This is a genomic window from Rubrobacter tropicus, from assembly GCF_011492945.1.
In the GTDB taxonomy this organism is placed as follows: Bacteria; Actinomycetota; Rubrobacteria; order Rubrobacterales; family Rubrobacteraceae; genus Rubrobacter_D; species Rubrobacter_D tropicus.
On sequence record NZ_CP045119.1, the window covers coordinates 2,000,330 to 2,022,748 of the forward strand.

Genomic DNA, 22,419 nt, shown 5'->3' on the forward strand with positions numbered 1-22,419 from the left:
ATCGTGGGTGGTCCGATGGTCCGTGGTGTTGGGTTATCATGGGGACGTTGCGAACCAGGCCGGGAGGTTAGCGTGCGTGGGACGGTAGGGGAGACGCTTGAGCGTCTTATTCTGTTGCAGGTAGGGGCTGCGGCTGCGACGCGGGATCGGGTGCAGCAGGTGGTGGAGGGTTTGATCGAGCAGGGCCGCATCGAGCGTGAGGAGGGTCGCACGGTTGTCGACGACGTGATGAACCGGGCCCGCGAGCGTTCCGCGGGGGCGAGGTCGCTCGTCGACGCCTCGGTCCAGCAGGGGTTGAGGAGGGGCGGGTTGCCCACCCGGGAGGACTTCGAGGATATGGTGTTCCGGGTGGAGCAGTTGGAGCACAGGGTCAGGATGCTGGAGGACAGGCCCGTGGCAGCCCCGGCCGCGCCGCCTGAGGCGGGGGAGCCGGACATCGCGGTGGATACGCCCAGGGACGCGCCCGAGACGCCGCCGGGCCTCTAGGTAGGGGCGGCGCGACAGCCGGTGGGCAACGGCGGCCTCCTCCCCGCGCGGTCCGCGGGGGGGCTCAAGCGCTTCTCCCAGATCAGTCGCGTACTGGTGCGGCACGGGTTCGGGTTCGTGTTCGACGTCAGGCGCGACCGGCGGGAGAAGAAGGGGCTGCAGGAGTTTTTGGCGCCCAACTTCGGGGTCCGCCTCAGGCGCACGCTCGACGACCTCGGGCCGACGTTCGTCAAGTTCGGGCAGGTCCTATCGACGCGCTCGGACATCTTCCCCGAGGGGATACTCTCGGAGCTGCAGAAGCTGCAGGACACGGCGAGCCCCATGCCCGCGGGGACGGCGCAGGCGCTGATCGAGGCCGAGCTCGGGGCGCCGGTAGGTGAGATCTTCTCCTCGTTTGATCCGGTTCCGCTCGGCTCGGCCAGCATAGGGCAGGTTCACAGGGCCGTGTTGCGGGGCGGTGAGGTCGTCGCCGTGAAGGTGCAGCGGCCCGAGGCGCCAGGAAGGGTGGCCGGGGACCTGGAGCTCATGCGCGAGTTCGCGGCGTTCGTAGATCGGAGGTTCGCCCGCCGGATCCTCGTCGACATCCGGGGGCTCGTGGCGGAGTTCGAGGGCGTTATCCTGCGCGAGCTCGACTACACGGCCGAGGCCCGGAACGCCAGGCGCTTCGCCGCCAACTTCGCCGGCACCCCGGTGGCGATACCGGCGGTCTACGAAGAGCTCACTACGTCCAAGGTCATGACGATGGAGTTCGTGGTCGGGACGCGCTTTAGGGACATAAGGCCGCTTCTCATGACCCCCTCCGAGCGCAGGCGGGTCGCCTCGATGGGTGCCGACGCCATCTTCAAGATGGCGTTCGAGGACGGGTTCTTCCACGGCGACCCGCACCCGAGCAACCTACTGCTGACGCCGGAGGGTGACCTTGCCCTGCTCGATTTCGGGATGGTCGGGTTCATGAGTAGGGGCGACATAGAGGCGTTGTCTCGGCTCTTCATAGCCGTCATCCAGCGCGACGCGTCGGCGGCCTTGCGGGGCCTGGAGGCGCTCGGGGTGCGGTACGCGACCGAGGTGCGGGGGGAGCTCGTGCGGGAGCTCAGGGAGTTCTTGAACAAGTATTCCGGGCTCTCGGTCGGCGAGGTGACGCTCGGGCAGGCGCTCTCCGAGCTGATCGCGCTGGCGCGGCGCTACCGGCTGCGCGTCCCGCCCGTCTTCCCGCTCCTTACCAAAGCCCTCGTCACGGCCGAGGGCCTCGCCAGGTCGATAGACCCGACCATAAACGTCTACGAGGTCGCCCGCCCCTACGCCAGGCGGCTCCTGACCCAGAGATACAGGCCGGACGTCCTGGCCCGGTCGGCCACGGAGCGGTCTTTGGAGTACGCCCGGTACGTCGAGGAGTACCCCGAGCAGGTCCGTCAATTACTCGGCGAGCTCGCCGACGGTGAGCTTGAGGTGCGGCTCCGCCACGGGGGCCTCGACGAACTCGTGGGGGAGGTGGACGTGCTCGCCAACCGCCTCGTCTTCGCCGTGGTCACCGGCGCGCTCCTGGTAGGGTCGTCCATGCTCGGCTCCTTCGACGTGGGCGGACCGAGCGTGCCCCTACTCGGCGTCCCGGTCGTGGCCTTCATCGGGTTCACGCTCGCCCTGATCCTCGCGACGATACTGCTGACGATCATTTTTCGTTCCAGACGGCTGTAGCTAGTCAGCGGTCAGCTTGTCAGCACTTCGGCTTTTTGGCTGACGGGCTGAGAGCGAGGGCCGCAAGGCCCTAAGCGTGCCGAGAGCGGAGGCGAAGCCGGAGCGTGCTGAAGGGCTATAATATCCGCGTGGAACCAGCGCGCACAGAAGAGAGACCCAGGGCCATACCGGCGCCGCCGGTGACCATCTCCGGCCTGCTCGAGAGGGTTTCGTCCTACGCGCCCGAGGGGGCAGAGGAGCTGATAGCGCGCGCCTACGGCGTGGCCCACGCCGCGCACCGGGGGCAGGTCCGCAAGAGCGGGGAGCCATTCGTCTACCACCCGCTGGCGACGGCGGCGATCCTGGCGGAGCTGCGGCTCGACGCGACGACCATAGCCGCGGGACTCCTGCACGACGTGCTCGAGGACACGGGCGTCACCAAGGAGGAGCTCGCCGAGCAGTTCGGGGACGAGGTCGCGGAGATCGTCGACGGCGTCACGAAGCTCGGCAACCTGCCGTCCGGGAACCTCGAAGAGGCGCAGGCCGAGTCTTTGCGGAAGATGATCGTCGCGATGAGCCGCGACGTGCGGGTCATCATCATCAAGCTCGCCGACAGGCTGCACAACATGAGGACGCTCGCCTACTTGAAGCGCGAGACCCAGCTCAAAAAGGCCACGGAGACGTTGGAGATATACGCGCCCCTGGCCCACAGGCTCGGGATCTACTCCCTCAAGTGGGAGCTTGAAGACCTCTCCTTCGCCACCCTCCACCCCCGCCGGTACGAGGAGATAAAGCGCCTGGTCGCCGCCCGCAGGGGGGATCGGGAGGCGTTCATCAACGGGACGGCCGCGGAGCTCTTGCGGCACCTGCGCGAGACGGGGACCGAGGCAGAGGTCCACGGGCGGGTAAAGCACTTCTACTCCATCTACAACAAGATGGTCCGGCGCAACAAGGAGTTCAACGAGATCTACGACCTCACGGGTTTGAGGGTCGTAGTGGACTCCGTGCGGGACTGCTACGGGGCGCTAGGCGTCATACATTCGATCTGGAAGCCCATCCCCGGGCGGTTCAAGGACTACATAGCGATGCCCAAGTTCAACATGTACCAGTCGCTCCACACGACGGTCATGAGCAACGAGGGGAAGCTGCTGGAGATCCAGATCCGGACCCACGAGATGGACACCACGGCCGAGTACGGCATCGCCGCCCACTGGATGTACAAGCACGGCCTCACAGACCGGCAGGTCGACCGCCTGGGCTGGCTCAAGAGCATGATGGAGTGGCAGAAGGAGACCACGGACTCCTCGGAGTTCATGGAATCGTTGAAGGGCGAGCTGGTCGCCGACGAGGTCTTCGTCTTCACGCCGAAAGGTGACGTCGTGAGCCTGCCTTCCGGTGCGACGCCAATAGACTTCGCCTACCACGTCCACACCGAGATAGGCCACAGGACCATCGGCGCCAAGGTGAACGACAGGATAGTTCCCCTAGATTCCGAGCTCGTAAGCGGGGACCGGGTGCAGGTCATCACCGGCAAGAACTCAGGTCCTAGCCGGGACTGGCTGGCCGTCGTGCAGAGCGGGAGGGCGCGGAACAAGATCCGGCAGTTCTTCAACAAGGCCGACCGCGAGGACAACCTTTCCTTGGGGCGCGAGAAGATCCTTGGCCTCCTGAAGAAGCGCAGGATCGGCAAGGTCCCGTCAGGCATCCTAGAAGACGTGGCGCGCGCCACCAACCACTCGTCTCCGGACGACATGCTGGCCGCCGTCGGTTCCGGCTCGCTCTCGGCCGAGAACGTGGCGGGCCGCATAGTAGACCTCGTCCAGCCGAAGGAAGAGGAAGAGGAGAAGCCGAAAAAGCAGTCCCCGGCCCTCGCCCCGCTCCCGCTGCCGGGCGACGCGGGCGCGGCCGACGAGACGGGCGTGCGCGTCGTGGGCTCCAGCGGCATCCTGACGCGCCTGGCCCGCTGCTGCACCCCAATGCCGGGCGACGACATCGTCGGATACGTCTCGCTCGGGCGCGGCGTCGTCGTCCACTCCGGCGGTTGCGTGAACGCCCGGGCCCTCAAGTCCCGCGACCCCGACCGGTTCGTCGAGGTCGAGTGGGCGATAGGGGAGGGGAAGCTCTTCACCGTGGAACTGCTCGTCGAGGCGCTGGACAGGATGCACCTCTTGAAGGACATAACCTCCGGCATCTCGGACGCCGGGGTCAACATAGTCTCGGCGAGGGTCGACACCATCGAGGACCGGACGGCCCTAAGCCGGTTCGCCTTCAAGGCCGGGAGCGTGCAGCACGTAGAGGAAGTGATACGCAAGATCCGGGGCATCCCGGACGTCTACGACGTCTGCCGCGTCTCCCGCGACGGCACGCCCCTGGAAAGCTAGTCCTTGCGCCTACTCAGCGTGAACGTGGGGCTGGAAGAGCCGATCGAGGGCGCCAAGAGCTCGGGAAAGACGGGCATCTTCAAGAGACCGACACACGGTCCAGTGCGGGTTACGAAGGATGGCCTGGCGGGGGACGAGATCTCCGACAAGGAGAACCACGGCGGCGTGGACCAGGCCGTCTACCTGTTCGGCTCCCCGGACTACGAGTGGTGGTCGGAAGAGCTGGGAAGGGAACTGGCGCCAGGCACCTTCGGGGAGAACCTGACCGTCTCGGGGCTGGAGAGCGCCGGGGCGTACATCGGGGACCGCTTCTCGATAGGCTCGGCCGTCCTTGAGGTGACGGCGCCCCGGATACCGTGCGTCACGTTGGCGGTACGGATGGGTGACCCGGCCTTTCTCAAGCGGTTCAGGCGGGCTGAGCGGCCGGGGCTTTACTGCCGCGTGATCCGGCCCGGCGAGGTAGCGGCCGGCGATCCTGTAGAGTCGGGGGCGTATTCCGGGGAAAGGGTGCCGGCGATCGAACTGTTCCGGGTGTTTTTCGAGCCCGACCCGGACGAGGTAACCCTCCGGCGGCATCTCGCCGCGCCGATAGCGGTACGCGCCCGGGAGATGAACGAGCGGCGGCTGGCGCGGGTGTTGGAGAGAGACGCAGAGACAAGGAGCATCGTTTGACCGAGATCGAGCAGGTAACCGTCTCCATGGACGGCTTCGAGGTGAACTCCTACGTGGTCCACGCGCCGGAGGGCGACGTGATCGTGGACGCCGGGGCGGAGCCCGAGAAGATCCTGGGCGCCGTCCGCGCGCCGGTGGTCGCCGTTCTCATCACCCACGCCCACGCGGACCACGTCGGAGCCCTGGACGCCGTGCTGCGCGAGACGAACGCCCCGCTCTACGTCCACCCCGACGCCGCCGAGGGCACGGGGGTCGGCGTGTACGAACCGCTGGACGAGGGTCAGGTGTTGGATCTCGCGGGCGAGACCTTTCGGGTCCTGCACACGCCGGGACACGCGGTCGGCTCCGTAACCTTCGTGGTCGGTCGGGACCAGATCGTGGGTGATTTGATCCTCCCCGGCAGCGTGGGCCGGACGGACATAGACGGCGCCTCCTGGGAGGACCTCGAAATCTCTTTACGCAAGGTGATGCCGCTCTGGGAGGACGGGACGCGCCTCTACGCGGGCCACGGCCCCGTCCTGCTCGCCTCGGAGCAGTTGGAGAACAACCCGTACCTGCCTCCGGTTCTTCCGTGAGCTACAAGGGACCGAGGGGCACCTACGACGTCTATCCCGGCGGGCGCGAGCCTCACGAGCGAGCGGCGTTGTGGGCGTTCGTGGAGGAGCGGGCGCGCGAGATCCTGGGCCACCACAACTACCGGGAAGTAAGGACGCCCGTCTTCGAGGAGATAGAGCTCTTCGCCCGCACGGCGGGGGAGGCCTCGGACATCGTGGTCCAGAAGGAGATGTTCACCTTCAGGGACAAGGGCGACCGGGAGATGGCGCTAAGGCCCGAGGGGACGCCGGGGGCGGTCCGGTCCTACATCGAGCACAACCTGTTCAAGCTCGCCCAGCCGGTAAAGCTCTTTTACGTGGGGCCGATGTTCAGGCAGGAGAGGCAGCAGAAGGGGCGGTACAGGCAGCACACCCAGATCGGGGTCGAGGCCCTCGGCACGTCGGACCCGCTGGTCGACGTGGAGGTGATCTCCCTCCTCTACGCGATCCACCAGGCGGTGGGCGTCAAGGAAGAGGTCGTCTACCTCAACAACCTCGGCGACCTGGAGACCCGCCGCGCCTACGTCCCGGAGCTCCGCGCCTACCTCCGGAAGCACGCGGGCGACTTGGACCCGGACTCCGTCGCCCGCATGGAGACCAACCCCTTGAGGACCTTCGACTCCAAGCACGAGGGCACGCAAGCGGTTCTGTCCGAGGCGCCGAAGATCGGGGCTTACCTGAGCCCCGACGCCGCCGAACACCTCGCCGTCGTCCGCGAAGGGCTCGACGCGCTCGGCGTCCCCTACGAGTTGGACGAGCAGCTCGTGCGCGGCCTCGACTACTACACGATGACCGTCTTCGAGGCCAAGAGCGGGGCGCTGGGCGCCCAGGACACGGTCGGGGCCGGGGGACGCTACAACGCCCTCATCTCCGACCTCGGCGGCCCGGACCTCGGCGGGATCGGCTTCGGCACGGGCGTCGAGAGGATGCTCCTTGCCGCCGCGTCTTACGAGTCCGAGCCCTCCCTCGACGTCTTTTTCGTGGCGCTCGCGCCCGAGGCGAGGGTGCCCGCGATGCGGCTCGCCGGAGCACTGCGCGCGGAGGGGATCTCTTGCGACCTCGACTACGGCGGACGGGGGGCGAAGGGCCAGTTCAAGCAGGCCGACAGGACGGGCGCGGCGTACGCCGCGATCATGGGCGAAGACGAGCTCTCCCGCGGCACCATAAAGGTCCGCGACATGTCCTCGGGCGAGGAACGTGAGGTGTCCGTCTCCGACGGGTCATCGGAGCTGCTCCGGACGATAAAGGCCTGACCCCGGCCGTGCCGGACCTTCCGACGGGGCTGGTCGAATCCCTGCGGGACGCCCGGCGCGTTGTGGCTTTGACGGGCTCCGGTATTTCCGCGGAGAGCGGCGTGCCAACCTTCCGCGAGGCCCAGACCGGGCTCTGGGCGCGCTACGATCCGCAGGATTTGGCGACGCCGGAGGCGTTCGCGCGCGACCCGCGCCTCGTCTGGGAGTGGTACGGGTGGCGGCGCGAGCTGGTCGCCGCAGCGGAACCAAACGCGGGACACCGGGCGCTCGTGGAGCTGGAACGCCGGGCGAAGGCATTTGTCCTGATCACCCAGAACGTAGACGGTCTTCACCAACGGGCCGGAAACCGCGAAGTCGTGGAGCTGCACGGCAACATCCGGCGCACTAGGTGTTCCGGGGAGGGCGTAATCGTGGACGATCACGAGCAGGGGGATGGGCCGCCACGCTGCGCCGGGTGCGGCGCGTATCTGCGCCCGGACGTGGTCTGGTTCGGAGAGATGTTGCCGGCGGAAGCGATGCGGCACGCTTCCAGGTCCGCGCAGAGCTGCGACCTCTTTCTCTCTATCGGGACTTCGAGCCTTGTCTACCCGGCGGCCGGTCTGGCGCACGAGGCGCTGGAGAACGACGCGACGGTCGTGGAGATCATCCCGGGCGAGACGACGCTGACCGCGCACGTTGCGTACCGCGTGCCGGGAGCCGCAGGCGAGGTCCTGCCCGAGCTCGTCACCCGGGCTTTCGGTGCGCGGGCAGGAATGTAATCTCGGAGGCGGCCGGTGCTCTGCACCGAGCGAAGTTCCGGGTTCTCACGGTATCCCGAACCTTCTGCTCGCGGACCATCTCTTGCGGTCTCGACGTTTAGCTAAAGCGGTCTGCAAAGAGGTTGGGCCTCTTTGCAGGGCTATCAGCTAGCAGCTTTCAGCAAGAGCAAAAAAGGCTGAGAGCGGAGGCGAAGCCGGAGCGGGCTGACAAGCCGACAGCGCGGATCGCGGTGGCATTGAGCCACCGCGATCCGCTTTAGTTAGAGACCGAAGATGTTGCCGGCGAAGGCCACGGCGTCCTGGTCAGACGTGTTGTAGTTCGTCTGGTTCAACTCCTGGTTGGCGTGGTTATCGCCGTTCATGGCAAACTGCACGTTGTTTTGCACGCCGATGTTGAGTTGGATGTTGGTATTGTAATTGTTGGCGGTCGCGTCGCCCGAGTTGTCCTGGGCGAAATCGTCGGCCATCGCGGGGGCCGCCATTGCCAGCATCATCGCCAGCGCCGTCGCCAGCGCGGCCATTTTGGTCTTCACCTTCGTGGCTCCTCTCCGACGGGCGGGCCCTCCGGGAGGGCCCGCCTGCCACCTGACGCCGTACGCGGTCGCCTACCGCTTGCCTTTCGGCCTAGAAACCGTCGGCGGCGATGTTGCCGGCGAAGGCCACGCCGATCTGCTCGCTCGTGTTGTAGTTCACCTGCACGAGCGACTGCTCGCTGGAGTTGTCTCCCTCCTCGGAGTACTGATCCACGTGCTGATCGGCGTAGTTGGCCTGATCGGTGGCGTTGTAGTTGTCGACGGTCGCGTCGCCCGAGTTGTCCTGGGCGAAATCGTCGGCCATCGCGGGGGCCGCCATCGTAAGCACCATCGCGAGGGTCGCCGCCAGGGCGAGAAGCTTCTTCACGGTTCCTCCTTCGTGCTCGGTCGTCGGTTTGATTACGCCTCGCCAGTCAGGATCGACGGCCCATCCACCCGCCGTAAGTCTGGACGGGTATACCGATCCGTTCGCGTGGTCCACCTCCTTCCCCTGCGAGGCTTCGTGAACTATCGACAACCTAAAGCGTCATCGCGGGGGGCACATGACCCGTGCGGTACCGTTTTTCGCCGTTCGAGCAGGAAAATGTTGCGGTACACCCGGTATCCGTGGACCGGTTACCGGGGTATCGTCCTGGTCCCGACTCCGGTACCGGAACTCCCGGTACCGGTCGCGGGCCCGCGAGAGGTCCGAAGCGTCTACAGGAGGTCGATGCGGCTATCGGCACCGAGCTTCTTCAGAACGTTGCTCACGTGGTTTTTGACGGTCTGGTGGCTTATGGAGAGCTCGGCGGCGATCTCGGCGTTGGTGCGGCGCTTGACGAGCAGGGCGAAGATCTCCTTCTCCTTGGGGGTGAGCGAGGGCTCCTCGGCGTTGAAGTGTCGGTGGGGGCCGGGGTTATCCCCCTCGCCCAGGAACCACACCTTCTTCCCGGAGCGGGTCTCCCTTATCGCCTCGAGCAGCTTGCCGGTACTCTCTCCTTTGTGGACGAAGGAGTCCGCCCCCGAGAGCCGGGAGGAGAAAACCTCCTCCCTGGAGTTGCGGAAGGTGAACACGACGACGCCCGGGGCACCGGGCATCGATTTTATCTTTCGGCAAAGTTCCAGGCCGCCCCCCTGGCCCTCCAGGTCGAGGTCCAGGACCACGATGTCCGGGGCCGCCCGCCTGACGAGCTCGATGGCCTGTCGGACGCTCGCCGCCTCGCCCACGGTCTCCATATTCTCCTCGGCATCCAGAACGGTCTTCACGCCCACCCTCACGACGGGCTGCCCGTCTACGACGACGATCTTCAAACCGGGTCGTTTGGTGGCCGCACTTTACCCAACCTCTCGCTCGGAGGGACATGGCACGATCCTTGCGAGATCCGGGTACCATATTACAGTCCGAAGGTGGGTACGCAAGGGGACATTTGTCCTAGTCCTCGGACCATTACCGCCGTACTGTGGGGACCCGGAAAGGTGGGCCCGGGGACACGATTGTGGTGCCTTTCACCGTTATCCGGGGTACTGCTCTTAACCTTACCAAAGCCAAAAGAGAGGAGACGTATGTCTGTCGAGGATCTACGCCAGAGCCCGATGATGGGGCACATGCTCGACGCGCTCGACAACGGGGAGGATATCGGCCACTACGGGCGGCTGGTCTTCGCCATGATCGGGCGCCACTTCGTGGACGACGGGGAGCTCGTCGGGCTGCTCACCCAGGACCACGACGCCGACGAGCAGGAGATAAAGGCGCTCGTCCAGCAGGTCCGGGAGAAGGGCTACAGCCCGCCCAGGCGGGACAAGATCCTGGAGTACCAGGAGCAGCAGGACTTCCCCATCTGCCCGAACCCGGACGACCCGGACGCCTGCAACCCGTACCAGGAACTGCAGTTCCCGGACGAAGTCTACGAGTCGATCCAGGAGTACAGGGAGGAGAAGGCGTAAGGAGGCATCAGGTTTTAGGCATCGGGTTTCGGGTCTTTGATGGCCGAAGCTCGATGCCTGAAACCCGCCTTCGCAAGGTCGTGGGAGAGGCCGCGGCTGGCGCGGCCGTTCAGGCGGGAAGAGGTGGTGACCCGGACCGAGAGGAGGTGTTCTATGGGGACGCCGTTCTCCCGGAGCACCTCTTCCAGGTGCTCGTCTTCCAAAGATTCCCGGGGACGCAGGCCGCCGACGTTCCTGTACGTGCCGGCCGTGAGGGCGAGGGAGGCGCCCGAGAACTGCCAGTGCTCCGCCCGGCCGGATCTGTCCGGGTTCGCCAGGAGCTTTTCGTAGCGCATCCGGCCGTTCTCGGCGTGCCAGCGCAGGATGCCGGGGGGCAGGGTCTCCGCGCCTTTAAGGTCGATGCGCCCGCCGATGGCTTTCGCCCCGGCCTCCACCGCCCGCAGTTGGGTGGCGAGCCAGTCCGGCGCCACGACGGTATCGGCGTCGGTGGAGCAGATCAGACCGTCCGGGCCGCGAACGGCCAATAGCCGTCCACACGCGGCCTCCATCCCGACCCGCCGCGCGAGACCGGAGCCTTCCCCGGGGCCTTCCAAAAAATAGAGGCGCAGGTCGGGGCTGGCCGCGGCCGCTTCTCTGGCCCGCGCTTCGGTCTCGTCGGTGCAGCGGTCGAGCACCAGTAGGACTTCGTAGCCTTGCGGGGCCACGCCCGTTTGCGCGGCGAGCGCGCGCACGCAGGCCCCGACGAGCGCCTGCTCGTCGCGCGCCGGCACGACGACGCTGGCCCGGAGGGACGGGTTGGGCGCCGCGGGCTTCACCCGCGGAAAGGGTCCCCCCGCTCGATCGGTGCGCGGCCCTTCTCGTAGTCCTCGTCGGCGCCGTGGGTGAGTATGCCGACGAGCACGCCGTCCTTGCCGTACCGGACGACGAAGGAGTCGCCCCGGTCTTCGTAGGCGTGCTCGTCCCACCCGCCGTCCCACGCCCAGTACTTCAGCGTGTCGTCGCCTATGGTCGACCAGAAGCCGGGCGCCATGCTCCACGCCGCATCGCCCCGGCGAGCACGGTCCCCGCCACACGCCCGTGCTCCAGGGCGTCCCCCAGTGCTCGACGCTGACGTGCCGGCCGGCCGACTCGTTGTACGCGCTGGCGATGTCCCCGACGGCGAAGACGCCGGGCGCGCTCGTGCGCATCGACGAGTCGGTGACCACGCCCCCATCCAGCTCGAGCCCCGCATCCTCCGCGAGTCCGAGCCTCGGCTCGACGCCAGTCCCGAAGAGAACGGCGCCCGCAAAGATGTTCTCCCCGCCGTCCACAGCGACGGAGTACGCGCCGTTTCGGCGTTCGATGGATTCCAGGCTCGTGTTCATACGCAGGTCCACGCCGTAGCCTTCGAGCCAGGCCCTGATCCTCCCCCCTGCCTCCTTCCCGAGCCGCCGCCCCTGCGGGATCTCCTCCAGGCTGACGAGGGTTACTGACGCCCCCCGAAGCGAGAGCGAGGCCGCCGCCTCGCACCCGATGAACCCGCTGCCAACGACCACGGCGCTGCCGCCCTTGCCCGCCCTGTCCTTGAGCCGGGAGGAGTTCTCTATCGTGCGCATCACCAGCACTTCGGGGTCGTCGGCGCCCGGTACGGGGATGCGTATTGGCTCGGAACCGGTGGCAAGGACGCAGGCGTCGTAGGCGAACGCTTCTCCCGCGTCGGTCTCTACCACGGCCCGGCTGCGGTCCAGGGATTCGACCACGGTGGAGAGCCGCAACTCGACGCCGTTTTCCTGGTACCAGCCCTCGGCCTCTATGGGGAGGTCGGCCGGGTCCGAATCTCCGCGCAGGAACTCCTTGGTGAGCGGCGGACGGTTGTAGGGGGGGTGGGGTTCGGTCGAGAGAATGGTGACGCGTGCCCGGCCGCCGGCGTTCCGGTACGCGCGGGCGGTGGCGAGGCCGGCGGGGCCGCCGCCGACGATCACTATTCGCTCCTTTCCGTTCAACCGCGGTCCTCGAAGAGGTCGAGCCGGTAGTCGGGTTCGGCCACCGACTCCGTCAAAGCGAGGCTTGTGTGGGCCGTTAGTAGCTCGTGGACCTCATCCCCCTGAAGCGGGTAGGTGCGCGTCTCGCGGCGCCAGTGGACGGCCAGGAGGACGCCGCCGGGCGCCAGAATGTTCTCGAAACCGTTCAGCATCGCGAGCATTTCTTCCCGGGTGAAGTAGTACAAAACCTCGGAGGCGACGATCAGGTCAAAAGGGCCTTCGGGCATCTCCTCGGGGAGGGTCCTGCGCTCCACCCTGACGTGTGACTGGCCTCTCAGCCTCTCGCGCGCCGCCGCCACGGCTTTCGCCGAGACGTCCACGGCGAGCAGCTCGTCGCACCGGCCGGCGAGCATCCGCGTGAAGACCCCGATCGAGGCGCCCGCCTCCAGCGCGCGCCCGAAGCGCCGGCCGCCGAGGGCTTCGAGGGTCCGGGCGTACTTCTCGCGCTCGTAATCGCTCGTCTCGAAGTTCCAGGGGTCTTTGGAGCCGGCGTAGAGCTCTTCGAAGTAGTCCCGGTCGAGGCGTCCGCTCACCCGCCGCGCTCCCTGATGGCTTCCCTGCCCCGGCGCGCGAGGGCCGGCTCCAGGCGGTGCTGGAGCAGGAAGAGCTCGAGGTCCCTCCTCGCCCTGTCCAGCGGCCCGGCCGTGGCGAAGGGGTGGGAACCCACGGCCCTGGCCGCCTCGTCCAGGATGGTCCGGCAACCGTCGGCCACGGCCTCCCGAAGCTGGGTCGAGAACCCGGAGACGGAGGCTTCCGGGTCGGCGTCCGCGCCTGCGGCGGCGAACTCCAGCCAGCGGTCGATGGTGCCCCGCGCCGTCAGCAGCCTCCCCGCGGCGAGCGAGACGAGGTCGTCCGGCTCCCGGTTCGCAAACTTGGCGGCGAGCACGCCCAGGGCCGAGTCCACGGCGAGGTCCGCGATGCCGGCCCAGGTGACGGCGGTTCTGACGGCGTCCCGCGAGAAGTAAGGCTCGCGCAGCAGCTCGCCCGGCTCCCCGAGCACCGCCAGCACCGGCGTGCCGTCAAAGATGACCCGGTGGCTTTCCGAGCAGCGCATCCCGTGCCCTCTAAACCACCCGGTGTCGACCTCGATCCCCTCCGACAGGTCGACGTAGGCCACCTGCGGCGGCCCCCGCTACCGTCGGAGCCACGCACGAGGACCACGGCCCGGTCCAGGCCCGTAGACCCCGAGCAGAAGGTCTTGACGCCTGAGACCGTGCTTTCGTCTTCGGACAACCGCGCCGGCTCGCCCTCGCCGGGGATGGGGTCCGCGCCCCACACGCCGAGGCGTAGCTCTCCGGCGGCTATAGCTTCGAGTTCCGCCGAGCGGAGCGGATCGGGGGTCAGGGCGCCGACCCGCTCGACCGCGTTGAAGTGGCCGTCGAGGATGCGGCCCACGGAGCCGTCGGCCCCGGCCACCGCCCGCAGCACGCGCCACTCCTCCTCGAAGGAGACGCCGCGATCCCCGTCCGGACCGGGGACCGTCATGCCGAGGATACCGGCTGCGGCGAGATCCCCGAAAGGCCCCTCGGGGAAGCCCGGCGCCGCGTCCCTGCCGGCGGCGCCCGACGCGATCCGTTCTAAGGTCTCCGCCAGACTCCGGCCTTCCGTCGGCTCTTCCGCGCTACGCTCGTGTGTGCTCATTCTCATACCGGCTGACTTTATCCGAAGGCTTCCCTGGTGCAAGGCGAAAGCTCATACACCGGCGACGGGACCGGGGTTCCTATCCGGGAGCACTCCGGACAACTCGCCGAGTGGCACCGGCTCCAGGTCTCGCGAACGGCAAAGCGAGACCAGCGGCGCGAGAAGCTCGACGGTCTCGCCGCACCCGTCCCGCAAAGAGCCGGGCCCGACCCCGTCGTGCATGAGGACGACCCCACCCGGACCGATACCCGGCGCGAGGCGCGAGAGCATCACCTTCGACGGCTCCCCCCGCCAGTCCTCGCTGTCCGCGGTCCAGCCGACGAGACGGAGGCCCAGGTCCTCGGCCGCCTTCTTCGTGCCCCCCGTAACGACCCCCCAGGGTGTGCGCCAGTCGCCGGCGTCGTGGCCGAGCTTCCCGAGTACCCGCAGGCCTTTTTCGGCGTCGGCGTAGATCTCCGAGGCCGTCATCCGGTCGTGGCGCAGGTGGCGGGTGCAGTGGAGGGCGATCTCGTGTCCTGCCCCAGATGCCCGGCGGAGCAGCGAAGGGTGCCGCTCCGCGAGCGTCGCCACCACGAAGAACGTCGCCCGCACCCCGACCTCTTCCAGGACATCCAGCACGCGCGGGGTCCAGACGGGATCCGGACCATCATCGAACGTCAGGGAGAGCTTCCCGCTCAACCCGCGTCCCGATCTAGGGCTGAAAGCCGAGAGCTAACAGCTGAAAGCGCGGCTCGCCGCGCGAGCCGACTCAGTTATTCCCCTCGGAAGGCCGGGAGGCCGGGTCCGAGCCCTTGGGCCCCTCGGGCCTTCGGCGCAGGGCGATGTGGAGCTCCTTGAGCTGGTCTTCGGAGACCGGGCCGGGGGCGTCCATCATCTCGTCGCGGGCGGCCTGGGTCTTCGGGAAGGCCATGACCTCGCGGATGTTCGGCTGGTCGCGCAGGAGCATGATGAGGCGGTCTATCCCCGGGGCTATGCCGCCGTGGGGCGGGGCCCCGTATCGGAAAGCAGTCAGCATCGCGCCGAAGCGGCGTTCGGCCTCTTCCGAGTCGATGCCAATAACGTCGAAGACCCGCTGCTGGATGTCGGGGCGGTGGATCCTGATGCTCCCCGAAGCCAGCTCCGTCCCGTTCGCCACCAGGTCGTAGAGCTGGCCGATGACCTTCAGGGGCTCCGTCTCCAGCAGCCCGAGGTCCTCCTCGCGCGGCATGGTGAACATGTGGTGCATCGGCTCGACGCGCCCCTCGTCCTCGTTCCACTCGAAGAGCGGGAAGTCCGTCACCCAGCAGAGGCCGAGAACGTCGTCGTCCGCGAGCCCCAGGCGGTCCCTGAAGTGAAGCCTGAGCCTGCCAAGGCTCTCGAAGACGACGGGGTCCTTGTCCGCCACGAAGAACAGGTAGTCTCCCTGCCGGGCGCCCAGGGCTTCGCGGAGGGAGGCCTGCTCTTCGTCCGAGAAGAACTTCGCTATTGGGCCTGTGAGGCCGTCGGCTTCGGCCTTCATGAACGCGAGGCCGCGGGCGCCACCGGTCTTTGCGACATCCGTGATCTCGCCCTCGATCTTCCCCCGCGATAGGTCCCCGAGCCCGCCGACCGCGATGCCCCGCACGGACCCGCCGGACTCGACGGCCCCGCTAAAGACCTTGAAGCCGCTAGTCGCCGCGATCTCCGAGACGTCCCGAAGCTCCAGCCCGAACCTGATGTCGGGCTTGTCCGACCCGAAACGGTCCATCGCCTCGGCGTAGGTGAGGCGGGGGAAGGGCTTCTGGCCAATCGTCTTATCCGTAAGCCCCTCGACTATCCCGGTGAACAGCTCCTCGACCAGGCCGAGCACCTCGTCCTGGGTGGTGTAGCTGAGCTCCATGTCTAGCTGGGTGTGCTCGGGCTGGCGGTCGCCGCGCTGGTCTTCGTCGCGCAAAGCACGCGCGATCTGGAAGTACCGCTCGAAGCCCGCGACCATCAACAGCTGCTTGAACTGCTGCGGCGACTGCGGCAGCGCGTAGAACTGGCCCGGGTAGAGCCTGGCCGGGACGAGGTAGTCGCGGGCGCCCTCGGGGGTCGAGGCGGTAAGGAGCGGCGTCTCGATCTCGACGAATTCGCGGGCGTCGAGGAAGTCCCTGATGTGCTTGACGACCCTGTGCCGGAAGAGGATGGTGTCTCGCATCTTCTCCCGGCGGAGGTCCAGGTAGCGGTATTTCAGGCGCAGGGTCTCGTCAACGGGGCGGTCGCGTTCGATCTCGAACGGCGGCGTCTCCGAAGTGTTGAGGACTCGCAGATCCGTCGCCCGAACCTCTATGTGTCCGGTGGGGAGGTCGGGGTTCTCGTTGCCGGGGGGGCGGGCGGTCACCTCGCCCTCGACGGAGATGGACCACTCGGGCCTTAGTTTCTCGGCCGTCGAGAAGATGTCCTCCCTCTCCGGGTCGAAGGTTACCTGGGTTATGCCCCACCTGTCTCTCAGGTCTATAAAGATGAGGCCGCCGTGGTCCCTTCTGCGGTGCACCCAGCCGGCCAGCCTCGCCGTCTCTCCGACGTTCTCTTTGCGTAAGTCCCCCGCGTTGTGGGTCCTGTAAGGGTTACGACGGTCCATCTCTCGCCTCCCGACGTCTCGCTTGCGCGCCCGAACTCCCGCGGCGCGAACCTCCCGAATGGTAGCCGAAAAAGCCCGCTCCCGAAGCCCCGGGGGGCGCGCGGCGGGTCCGTTGCGTGCGTTTGGCGCCCGTGCTAACTTAGCCGATATCCGGCCGGGCACCCGCCGCCGGACGGAAATCTTCGGTGGGCTGCGGGGGAGAGGTTTATCCGGGAGAACGGTTTAAAAGGTCTCTTCGCGCGGCTCGGCGTGCCCGTGGTCCTTGCCTGCGTCGTCCTGCTGACCGGGTGCGGCGGCGGGGACGAGGAGGCGACCGTTCCCGAAGCCGAAGCCCCGGCGACGCCGGCGCCCGCCGCCACACCGGGCGCGGGGACTTCGACGGTGGGGGTGGGGCAGGCAGAGACGCTTTCGGACGTACCCTTTACGCTCAACACGGAGCAGCCCGTGCCGCCGAACTTTAGCGAGGCATATGGGCGGCGGGCCAGGATCGCGGTCCAGTTCTACAAGCTGGACGAGGATTCTTTGGGCTATCCGCAGGGCCTCTCGGTAGACCGTGGGGTTCGGGACGCCATGGACCGCCTCAGCGCCCAGTACCCGACGATAGAGTTCTTCAGCTACGACATCTCCAACCCGGGCCCGGCCGACGACGCCGGGGAGTTGCAAGAGGGGCAGTACGGCACGCTCGCCGCCCAGCTTGGCATCGGGGTAACGCCGTACGTGGCGATGCTCGCGCCGAGCGGGGAAGAGTACGTCATCACGAACCTCTTTCAGGGCTACACGCCGGAGCCCGTCCTTAGCCAGGCGCTCTTCGACCTCGCCGCCGTCGAGGTCGAGGACAACACGAGCGACATCAACGTGCGCATAGAGAACGTGGACCTTACCGACGACGGCGGCGGCATCGAGTTCTTTAGCGTCCAGAACCCCACGGAGAGCCCGGTGAACCTGCGCGGCTTCACCCTCAGGGTGCTCAGCCCCGAAGATGCCCAGGTCGACCCTGACGCCCCGCAGGTGACCATCAACAGCGACGTTCGGATACCCGTCAGGGGAAGCGCCTCGATCGGGCGCGTCCCCGACGTGGTCGACGCGGACGGCGAAGTCGTCGACGGGACCTTCGAGGGCGGCACCGAGCTCGACCTCGCGCCCGGTGACCAGGTGGCGCTGCTCGATCCCGGCGGGGCGGTTGCCTCCACGTACACCGTCTAGGCCGCGCAACCCCGCTTTCGGGCTGAAATTTCGCCCCCGTGAGATACACTAGCCGGGCGATGCAGAGCCCCGTTTACCTGGACAACGCCGCCACCACGCCCCTGGATCCAAGGGTGCTCGAAGCCATGCTCCCGCACCTCGGCGCGACCCGCGGAAACCCCTCCTCCCTGCACGCTCGGGGCGTTGCGGCCAGGGGCGCGGTCGAGACCGCGCGGGAGCAGGTGGCCGGGCTCCTCGGGGCGTCTCCGGAGGAGATCTTCTTCACGGGTGGCGGCACCGAAGCCGACAACCTCGCGATACTGGGGCTCGCCCGTGCCGCGGACCGGGGCAAACGGCACGCGGTCGTCTCGAAGGTCGAGCACGCCGCCGTCCGCGAGGCGGCGAGAAGGCTGGAGGCCGAGGGCTTCGAGGTCTCGTGGGTGGGAGTGGACGGGCACGGCCTCGTCGACCCGGCCGAATTTGTTGCCGCCCTGCGCCCGGACACGGCCCTCGCCAGCGTCGTGTGGGCCAACAACGAGATAGGTACCGTTCAGCCCATCCGGGAGATCTCGGAGGCGTGTGTTTCGCGTGGCGTACCCTTCCACACGGACGCGGTCCAGGCAGCCGGCAGAACCCGCCTGAACGTCGGGGAGACGCCCGTTTCGACGCTCGCGATCTCGGGCCACAAGCTCTACGGGCCGCAGGGCGTCGGCGCCCTGTTGGTGCGTGGGGGGACGGCCATCGAGCCCGTCGTGCTCGGCGGCGGGCAGGAGGGGGGCCTGAGAAGCGGGACCGAGAACGTCGCCGGTATCGTGGGCCTCGGAGAGGCGGCCCGGCTCGCGAGGGAGGAGCTGGAGGAGAGGATCGGGCACGAGACGGAGCTTCGGGACCGCGTGATCTCTGGCGTCGGCGCGATGCCGGACGTGGACCTGAACGGCCACCCCGGCCGCCGTCTCTCCAACAACGCGCACTTCACGGTCCGCGGCGTTGGGGCGGAGAGCCTGGTACTCGTCCTCGACTCGCTCGGCTATGCTATCGGGAGCGGCTCCGCCTGTTCCAGCGGCGGCCACAAGGCCTCCGGGGTGCTGTTGGAGATCGGCAAGGACGAGCAAGACGCGCTCTCGTCGGCCAGGATCACGGTAGGAAAAGACAACACCGCTGAAGAGATCGAAGGCTTCCTCGAAGCCTTCGCCGGGGCCGTGCGACGCCTCCGCGAAGTGTCGCCGGTGTATGCGAATTAGGCTTCGGGTTTCAGGAATCAGGTATCGGCCAGAAGGAGATAGTCTCTTCGTGAACCGCAACTGCACCACCATAAAAACGAAATATTCGCCGCTTATCGTCTGTCTGCCAACAAAACCGAAAGCTGCAGCCTGATGCCTGAAGCCTATAGCCCACAAGTCATCGACCATCTGGTCCGGCCCAGGCACGCCGGACGGCTGGACGAGCCTTCCGGGGCGGGCGAGTCGGGGGATGCTGCCTGCGGCGACGTCGCCACCTTTTCGGTCCTGATCCGGGAGAAGAGGGTCGAGGAGGCGCGGTACGAGGTCTTCGGTTGCGCGGCCTGCGTGGCGGCCGGGTCGGCGTTGGCTGAGCTCGTGAACGGGCGGACCCTGCTCGACGCCGCGCGAGTTTCGAAGGCGGACGTCGAGGGGGCTCTCGGCGGGCCGCTGCCGGAGGGCAAGGGACACGCCTTGACCCTCGTGCTCGACGCACTGCACAAGGCTTTCGAGGACCACTGGAGCCGGACGGCCGGCGCGGGGCTGGTGGAAGGCTACTCTGGCGGTGGTGAGATCGGTGCTGGCGGCGTCGTTGCCGCGATGAGCGGCGGGGTTGACTCGGCGGTGACGGCGTTGTTGCTCAAGGAGGCCGGGCACGACGTGGCCGCCGTTACCTTCAGGCTGCACGACGGCGAGAAGGGCAGCCGGTCGTGTTGCTCGCCCGATACGGTCCTCTTCGCGCGCGACACGGCGCACAGGATGGGCCTGCCGCACTTCACGCTCAACCTCAAGGACCTCTTCAACAAGCGGGTAATGCAGGACTTCGTGGGTTCTTACGAGAAGGGGCGCACCCCGAACCCCTGCGTGGCGTGCAACGCTCACGTCAAGTTTCACGCGGCCGCCTTTCTCGCGGATGAACTCGGCTTCAGGCACGTCGCGACCGGGCATTACGCGCGGGTGGCGGAGGGTCCGAGCCTGGCGCGGCCGGCGGACGAGAGCAAGGATCAAACCTACGTTTTGTGGCCGATCCCGAAGGAGTTGCTGGCGCGGGCCGTGTTTCCCCTCGGCGACTACCGAAAGACGGAGGTGCGCAGGATCGCCGAGGAGCGGGGCCTCGCCGTCGCCTACACCCCCGAGAGCCAGGACATCTGCTTTATCCCCGACGGCGATTACCGGCGTTTCGTGCGAAAGACCGTATCGGCCGAGCCGGGGGAAGTCGTGGACCGGGAAGGCGCCGTGCTCGGCCGGCACGCCGGGGTGGTCGACTTCACCGTCGGCCAGCGGCGGGGCATAGGCGTCTCCGCGCCGACCCCGCTCTACGTCACGGAGGTCCGTCCCGAGAGCAAGCAGGTGGTCGTGGGGCGTCGTAAGGACCTGGAAGTCCGCGAGGTGCGGGTGCGCGGCCTCAACTGGTTTTTGCCGCCCGGGGAGGCGAAGTCCGTGCAGGTTCGGTACAACGGCGGGCCTGTGGCCTGCGAGATCCGGGCCGACGGGGAGGGCGGTTGGATCGCCGACCTCGAAGAGCCCGTTATGGGGGTCGCGGCCGGTCAGTCGGCCGTCTTCTACAGCGCGGACGGCGAGCGGGTGGTCGGCGGCGGCGTCGTGGCGCGGGGGCTGGAATAGTGGGCGTGCGAGAGGCGTGTCATCCCGGTTATAATGCGGGCTCTCGGCCCGCTTTAACGGAGGTGCGCTAGGTTTTGGACCTTTTCGTGGAACTGATGAAGGGGCTGCTCTACGCGGGGATCGCGGTCGCCTTCTTCCTGCTCGCCTGGGCTTTCCTGCGGCTCGCCCGCATCTTCGCGACGACCGAGAAGAGCATAAGGGACGTCTCCGAGCAGGTGGTGCCCCTGATCGGCAAGACCCACACCACGGTGGATAACATAAACAGTCAGCTCTCCCAGCTCGACGAGGCGGTCGGCGACGTGGCCGGCATGACGGACGAGCTCGACCAGACCACCACCGTCATTACGAGGGGCGTGCGCGGCGGCATCATCCGGGCCTCGTCCGCGACCGCGGGGCTTTCGAGGGGCATAAGCACGTTCCTCGGCGGGGAGAAGCGGCCCGAAGGCGAGGATAGATGAGTACCTGGGGCAAGGTTGCCGCGGGCGTGGTCCTTGGCGTGGCGGGCACCATCTACGCCACGAGCGAGGAGGCCCGCAAGAACCTTCCGAAGGCGGCCAGAGACCTTCCGGTAAACGTCAGGCGCCGGTACAGGAACGCGGTCTCGGCGGCCCGCGAGGCATCCTCCTCGCGGCGGGAGGAGATCCTGCGCGATCTGGAGCGGCATGACAAGGCGCACGCCGGGCGTGCCGCCGCAATCGGTCCCGAACCCGCGCCCGAGGCGCAGCCGGCCGTGGAGCCGGAATCGACCGTCGAACCCCCCGCGCCGCGGGACGCTTAGAGCCGAGATCACGACCCAGGAGGACACAGGCTTGACCCCTGACCGCGCCCGAGAATACGCCTATCTCACCCTTCCGCCAGACGGGCAGCTCCGCTCTTGCGTCGGGCTGGTCCTGGCCGGCATGGCCGCGCGGGCCAGGGTGGGTGTGGGCGGCCTCGACGAGGCGGTGGAGCTGCTGGAGGACTTTCACACCGGGGACGGGCCCACGCGTTTCCGGTTCGCGCTGGCGGACGACGCCGTGGTCGCTGAAGTTGAGGAGCCGGCCGGGAACGGCGGGGTCGAAAGACGCTGGCGCACAGTGGTCGAGCTGGTGTCGTGAGCCGCCGCTACCGGCGGCCAGACAAGGCGCGCACCAGGCGTCTCCTTACCCGGTACCACAAGCTGGGCGACCAGGCTGCCAGGGAGAAAGTCATCCAGGAGCAGTTGCCGCTCGCCGAGTTTCTGGCCCGCAAGTTCGCGGGGCGTGGGGAGCCCGTCGACGACCTCGTGCAGGTGGCCTCCGTTGGCCTCATCAAGGCCGTCGACAGGTTCGACGTGGACCGGAGGATAGAGTTCTCCACCTACGCGACGCCCAACATCCTCGGGGAGATCAAGCGCTACTTCCGCGACAAGGGGTGGGCGATGCGGGTGCCGCGCGGCCTGCAGGAGCTTCGCCAGTCGGCCAAGGAGGCTATTCGCGACCAGACCGTGAAGAACGGCCGCTCGCCCACGGTCAGGGAGCTGGCCGACGTACTCGACGCCGACATGGAGAGCGTGGCAGAGGCCCTGGCCCTCGGGCGGGCCTACAACACGGCGAGCCTGGACGCGCCCGTCAGCACCGACGAGCGCGAGGGCGACACGATCATGGACCTGCAGGCGGACGACAACTCCCCGATAGACGGGCTGGAAGACAGGATACTCCTGCAGCGGGCCATAGACGGCCTCAAGGGCCAGCAGCAGCAGATCCTAAAGCTCCGCTTCAACGAGGGCAAGACGCAGACCGAGATAGCGGACCGCATCGGGGTCAGCCAGATGCACGTCTCGCGGCTCCTCAGGCGGGCCCTGCAGGATTTGCGCGAGGAGCTCGACGATATGGACAACGAGAACTAGGACGCCAGGAGCGGGAT

General features: G+C 67.6%; 23 protein-coding genes. 15 read left to right on the plus strand and 8 right to left on the minus strand.

Features of this window, described 5'->3' with window-relative positions; all coding sequences use genetic code 11:
- Nucleotides 1-72 precede the first annotated feature (72 nt).
- The 7 genes from GBA63_RS09925 to GBA63_RS09955 all read left to right on the plus strand — a co-directional run bounded on the left by GBA63_RS09925 (nucleotide 73) and on the right by GBA63_RS09955 (nucleotide 7,814).
- Nucleotides 73-486, plus strand: a complete 414-nt coding sequence (locus tag GBA63_RS09925; RefSeq protein WP_166175672.1) for a phasin family protein — start codon at nucleotides 73-75, stop codon at nucleotides 484-486.
- A gap of 21 nt (nucleotides 487-507) precedes the next feature.
- Complete coding sequence (locus tag GBA63_RS09930; RefSeq protein WP_166175674.1) at nucleotides 508-2,178, plus strand: ABC1 kinase family protein; 1,671 nt, start codon at nucleotides 508-510, stop codon at nucleotides 2,176-2,178.
- Between the two features lie 128 nt (nucleotides 2,179-2,306).
- On the plus strand, nucleotides 2,307-4,538 hold the full coding sequence (locus GBA63_RS09935; RefSeq protein WP_166175676.1) for a RelA/SpoT family protein: 2,232 nt from the start codon (nucleotides 2,307-2,309) through the stop codon (nucleotides 4,536-4,538).
- A gap of 3 nt (nucleotides 4,539-4,541) precedes the next feature.
- A complete protein-coding gene (locus GBA63_RS09940; RefSeq protein ID WP_166175678.1) occupies nucleotides 4,542-5,210 on the plus strand; it encodes an MOSC domain-containing protein in 669 nt (222 codons plus the stop codon).
- Entirely contained in the window at nucleotides 5,207-5,785 is a 579-nt protein-coding gene (locus tag GBA63_RS09945; RefSeq protein ID WP_166175680.1) for an MBL fold metallo-hydrolase, read from the plus strand. The genes GBA63_RS09940 and GBA63_RS09945 overlap by 4 nt, the downstream gene beginning before the upstream one ends.
- On the plus strand, nucleotides 5,782-7,056 hold the full coding sequence (gene hisS, locus GBA63_RS09950; RefSeq protein ID WP_166175682.1) for a histidine--tRNA ligase: 1,275 nt from the start codon (nucleotides 5,782-5,784) through the stop codon (nucleotides 7,054-7,056). Before GBA63_RS09945 ends, hisS begins: the two co-directional genes overlap by 4 nt.
- 8 nt (nucleotides 7,057-7,064) lie before the next feature.
- On the plus strand, nucleotides 7,065-7,814 hold the full coding sequence (locus GBA63_RS09955) for an SIR2 family NAD-dependent protein deacylase (RefSeq protein ID WP_228282401.1): 750 nt from the start codon (nucleotides 7,065-7,067) through the stop codon (nucleotides 7,812-7,814).
- Nucleotides 7,815-8,074: 260 nt separating this feature from the next.
- Here the strand turns inward: GBA63_RS09955 and GBA63_RS09960 are convergent, their stop codons facing one another.
- The 3 genes from GBA63_RS09960 to GBA63_RS09970 form a co-directional block, all read right to left on the minus strand.
- On the minus strand, nucleotides 8,075-8,347 hold the full coding sequence (locus GBA63_RS09960; RefSeq protein ID WP_166175684.1) for a hypothetical protein: 273 nt from the start codon (nucleotides 8,345-8,347) through the stop codon (nucleotides 8,075-8,077).
- A gap of 91 nt (nucleotides 8,348-8,438) precedes the next feature.
- A complete protein-coding gene (locus GBA63_RS09965; protein ID WP_166175686.1) occupies nucleotides 8,439-8,714 on the minus strand; it encodes a hypothetical protein in 276 nt (91 codons plus the stop codon).
- Nucleotides 8,715-9,043: 329 nt separating this feature from the next.
- Nucleotides 9,044-9,637 (minus strand): response regulator, encoded by a 594-nt coding sequence (locus GBA63_RS09970; RefSeq protein WP_166175688.1) that lies wholly within the window; start codon nucleotides 9,635-9,637, stop codon nucleotides 9,044-9,046.
- 252 nt (nucleotides 9,638-9,889) lie between these two features.
- On the opposite strand from GBA63_RS09970, the gene GBA63_RS09975 reads away from it, so the two are divergent.
- Entirely contained in the window at nucleotides 9,890-10,270 is a 381-nt protein-coding gene (locus GBA63_RS09975) for a hypothetical protein (protein ID WP_166175690.1), read from the plus strand.
- A 14-nt stretch (nucleotides 10,271-10,284) separates the two neighbouring features.
- On the opposite strand, the gene GBA63_RS09980 is transcribed toward GBA63_RS09975, so the two are convergent.
- The 5 genes from GBA63_RS09980 to aspS form a co-directional block, all read right to left on the minus strand.
- The gene (locus GBA63_RS09980; protein WP_166175692.1) at nucleotides 10,285-12,252 is read right to left on the minus strand and encodes an FAD-dependent oxidoreductase; all 1,968 of its coding nucleotides are present in this window, start codon (nucleotides 12,250-12,252) and stop codon (nucleotides 10,285-10,287) included.
- On the minus strand, nucleotides 12,249-12,824 hold the full coding sequence (locus GBA63_RS09985; RefSeq protein WP_166175694.1) for a class I SAM-dependent DNA methyltransferase: 576 nt from the start codon (nucleotides 12,822-12,824) through the stop codon (nucleotides 12,249-12,251). Before GBA63_RS09985 ends, GBA63_RS09980 begins: the two co-directional genes overlap by 4 nt.
- Nucleotides 12,821-13,408: an acyl-CoA dehydrogenase family protein gene (locus GBA63_RS09990; protein WP_166175696.1), complete on the minus strand. Its 588-nt coding sequence runs from the start codon at nucleotides 13,406-13,408 to the stop codon at nucleotides 12,821-12,823. Before GBA63_RS09990 ends, GBA63_RS09985 begins: the two co-directional genes overlap by 4 nt.
- 575 nt (nucleotides 13,409-13,983) lie before the next feature.
- Nucleotides 13,984-14,610 carry a polysaccharide deacetylase family protein gene (locus GBA63_RS09995; protein ID WP_166175698.1) on the minus strand — a complete coding sequence of 209 codons (627 nt, stop codon included), beginning with the start codon at nucleotides 14,608-14,610 and terminating at the stop codon, nucleotides 13,984-13,986.
- A 70-nt stretch (nucleotides 14,611-14,680) separates the two neighbouring features.
- Nucleotides 14,681-16,513: an aspartate--tRNA ligase gene (gene aspS, locus GBA63_RS10000; protein WP_166175700.1), complete on the minus strand. Its 1,833-nt coding sequence runs from the start codon at nucleotides 16,511-16,513 to the stop codon at nucleotides 14,681-14,683.
- Between the two features lie 249 nt (nucleotides 16,514-16,762).
- On the opposite strand from aspS, the gene GBA63_RS10005 reads away from it, so the two are divergent.
- From GBA63_RS10005 to GBA63_RS10035, 7 genes are all read left to right on the plus strand, one after another.
- Nucleotides 16,763-17,716 carry a lamin tail domain-containing protein gene (locus GBA63_RS10005; RefSeq protein ID WP_166175702.1) on the plus strand — a complete coding sequence of 318 codons (954 nt, stop codon included), beginning with the start codon at nucleotides 16,763-16,765 and terminating at the stop codon, nucleotides 17,714-17,716.
- Between the two features lie 38 nt (nucleotides 17,717-17,754).
- Complete coding sequence (locus GBA63_RS10010; protein WP_207957183.1) at nucleotides 17,755-18,936, plus strand: cysteine desulfurase family protein; 1,182 nt, start codon at nucleotides 17,755-17,757, stop codon at nucleotides 18,934-18,936.
- A 132-nt stretch (nucleotides 18,937-19,068) separates the two neighbouring features.
- Nucleotides 19,069-20,535 (plus strand): tRNA 2-thiouridine(34) synthase MnmA, encoded by a 1,467-nt coding sequence (mnmA, locus tag GBA63_RS10015; protein WP_166175704.1) that lies wholly within the window; start codon nucleotides 19,069-19,071, stop codon nucleotides 20,533-20,535.
- Nucleotides 20,536-20,609: 74 nt separating this feature from the next.
- A complete protein-coding gene (locus tag GBA63_RS10020; RefSeq protein ID WP_166175706.1) occupies nucleotides 20,610-20,993 on the plus strand; it encodes a DUF948 domain-containing protein in 384 nt (127 codons plus the stop codon).
- A complete protein-coding gene (locus tag GBA63_RS10025; protein ID WP_166175708.1) occupies nucleotides 20,990-21,313 on the plus strand; it encodes a hypothetical protein in 324 nt (107 codons plus the stop codon). The genes GBA63_RS10020 and GBA63_RS10025 overlap by 4 nt, the downstream gene beginning before the upstream one ends.
- Before the next feature lie 31 nt (nucleotides 21,314-21,344).
- Nucleotides 21,345-21,632 carry a hypothetical protein gene (locus GBA63_RS10030; RefSeq protein WP_166175710.1) on the plus strand — a complete coding sequence of 96 codons (288 nt, stop codon included), beginning with the start codon at nucleotides 21,345-21,347 and terminating at the stop codon, nucleotides 21,630-21,632.
- Nucleotides 21,629-22,402 (plus strand): SigB/SigF/SigG family RNA polymerase sigma factor, encoded by a 774-nt coding sequence (locus GBA63_RS10035; protein ID WP_166175712.1) that lies wholly within the window; start codon nucleotides 21,629-21,631, stop codon nucleotides 22,400-22,402. Before GBA63_RS10030 ends, GBA63_RS10035 begins: the two co-directional genes overlap by 4 nt.
- The last annotated feature ends 17 nt before the right edge of the window (nucleotides 22,403-22,419 follow it).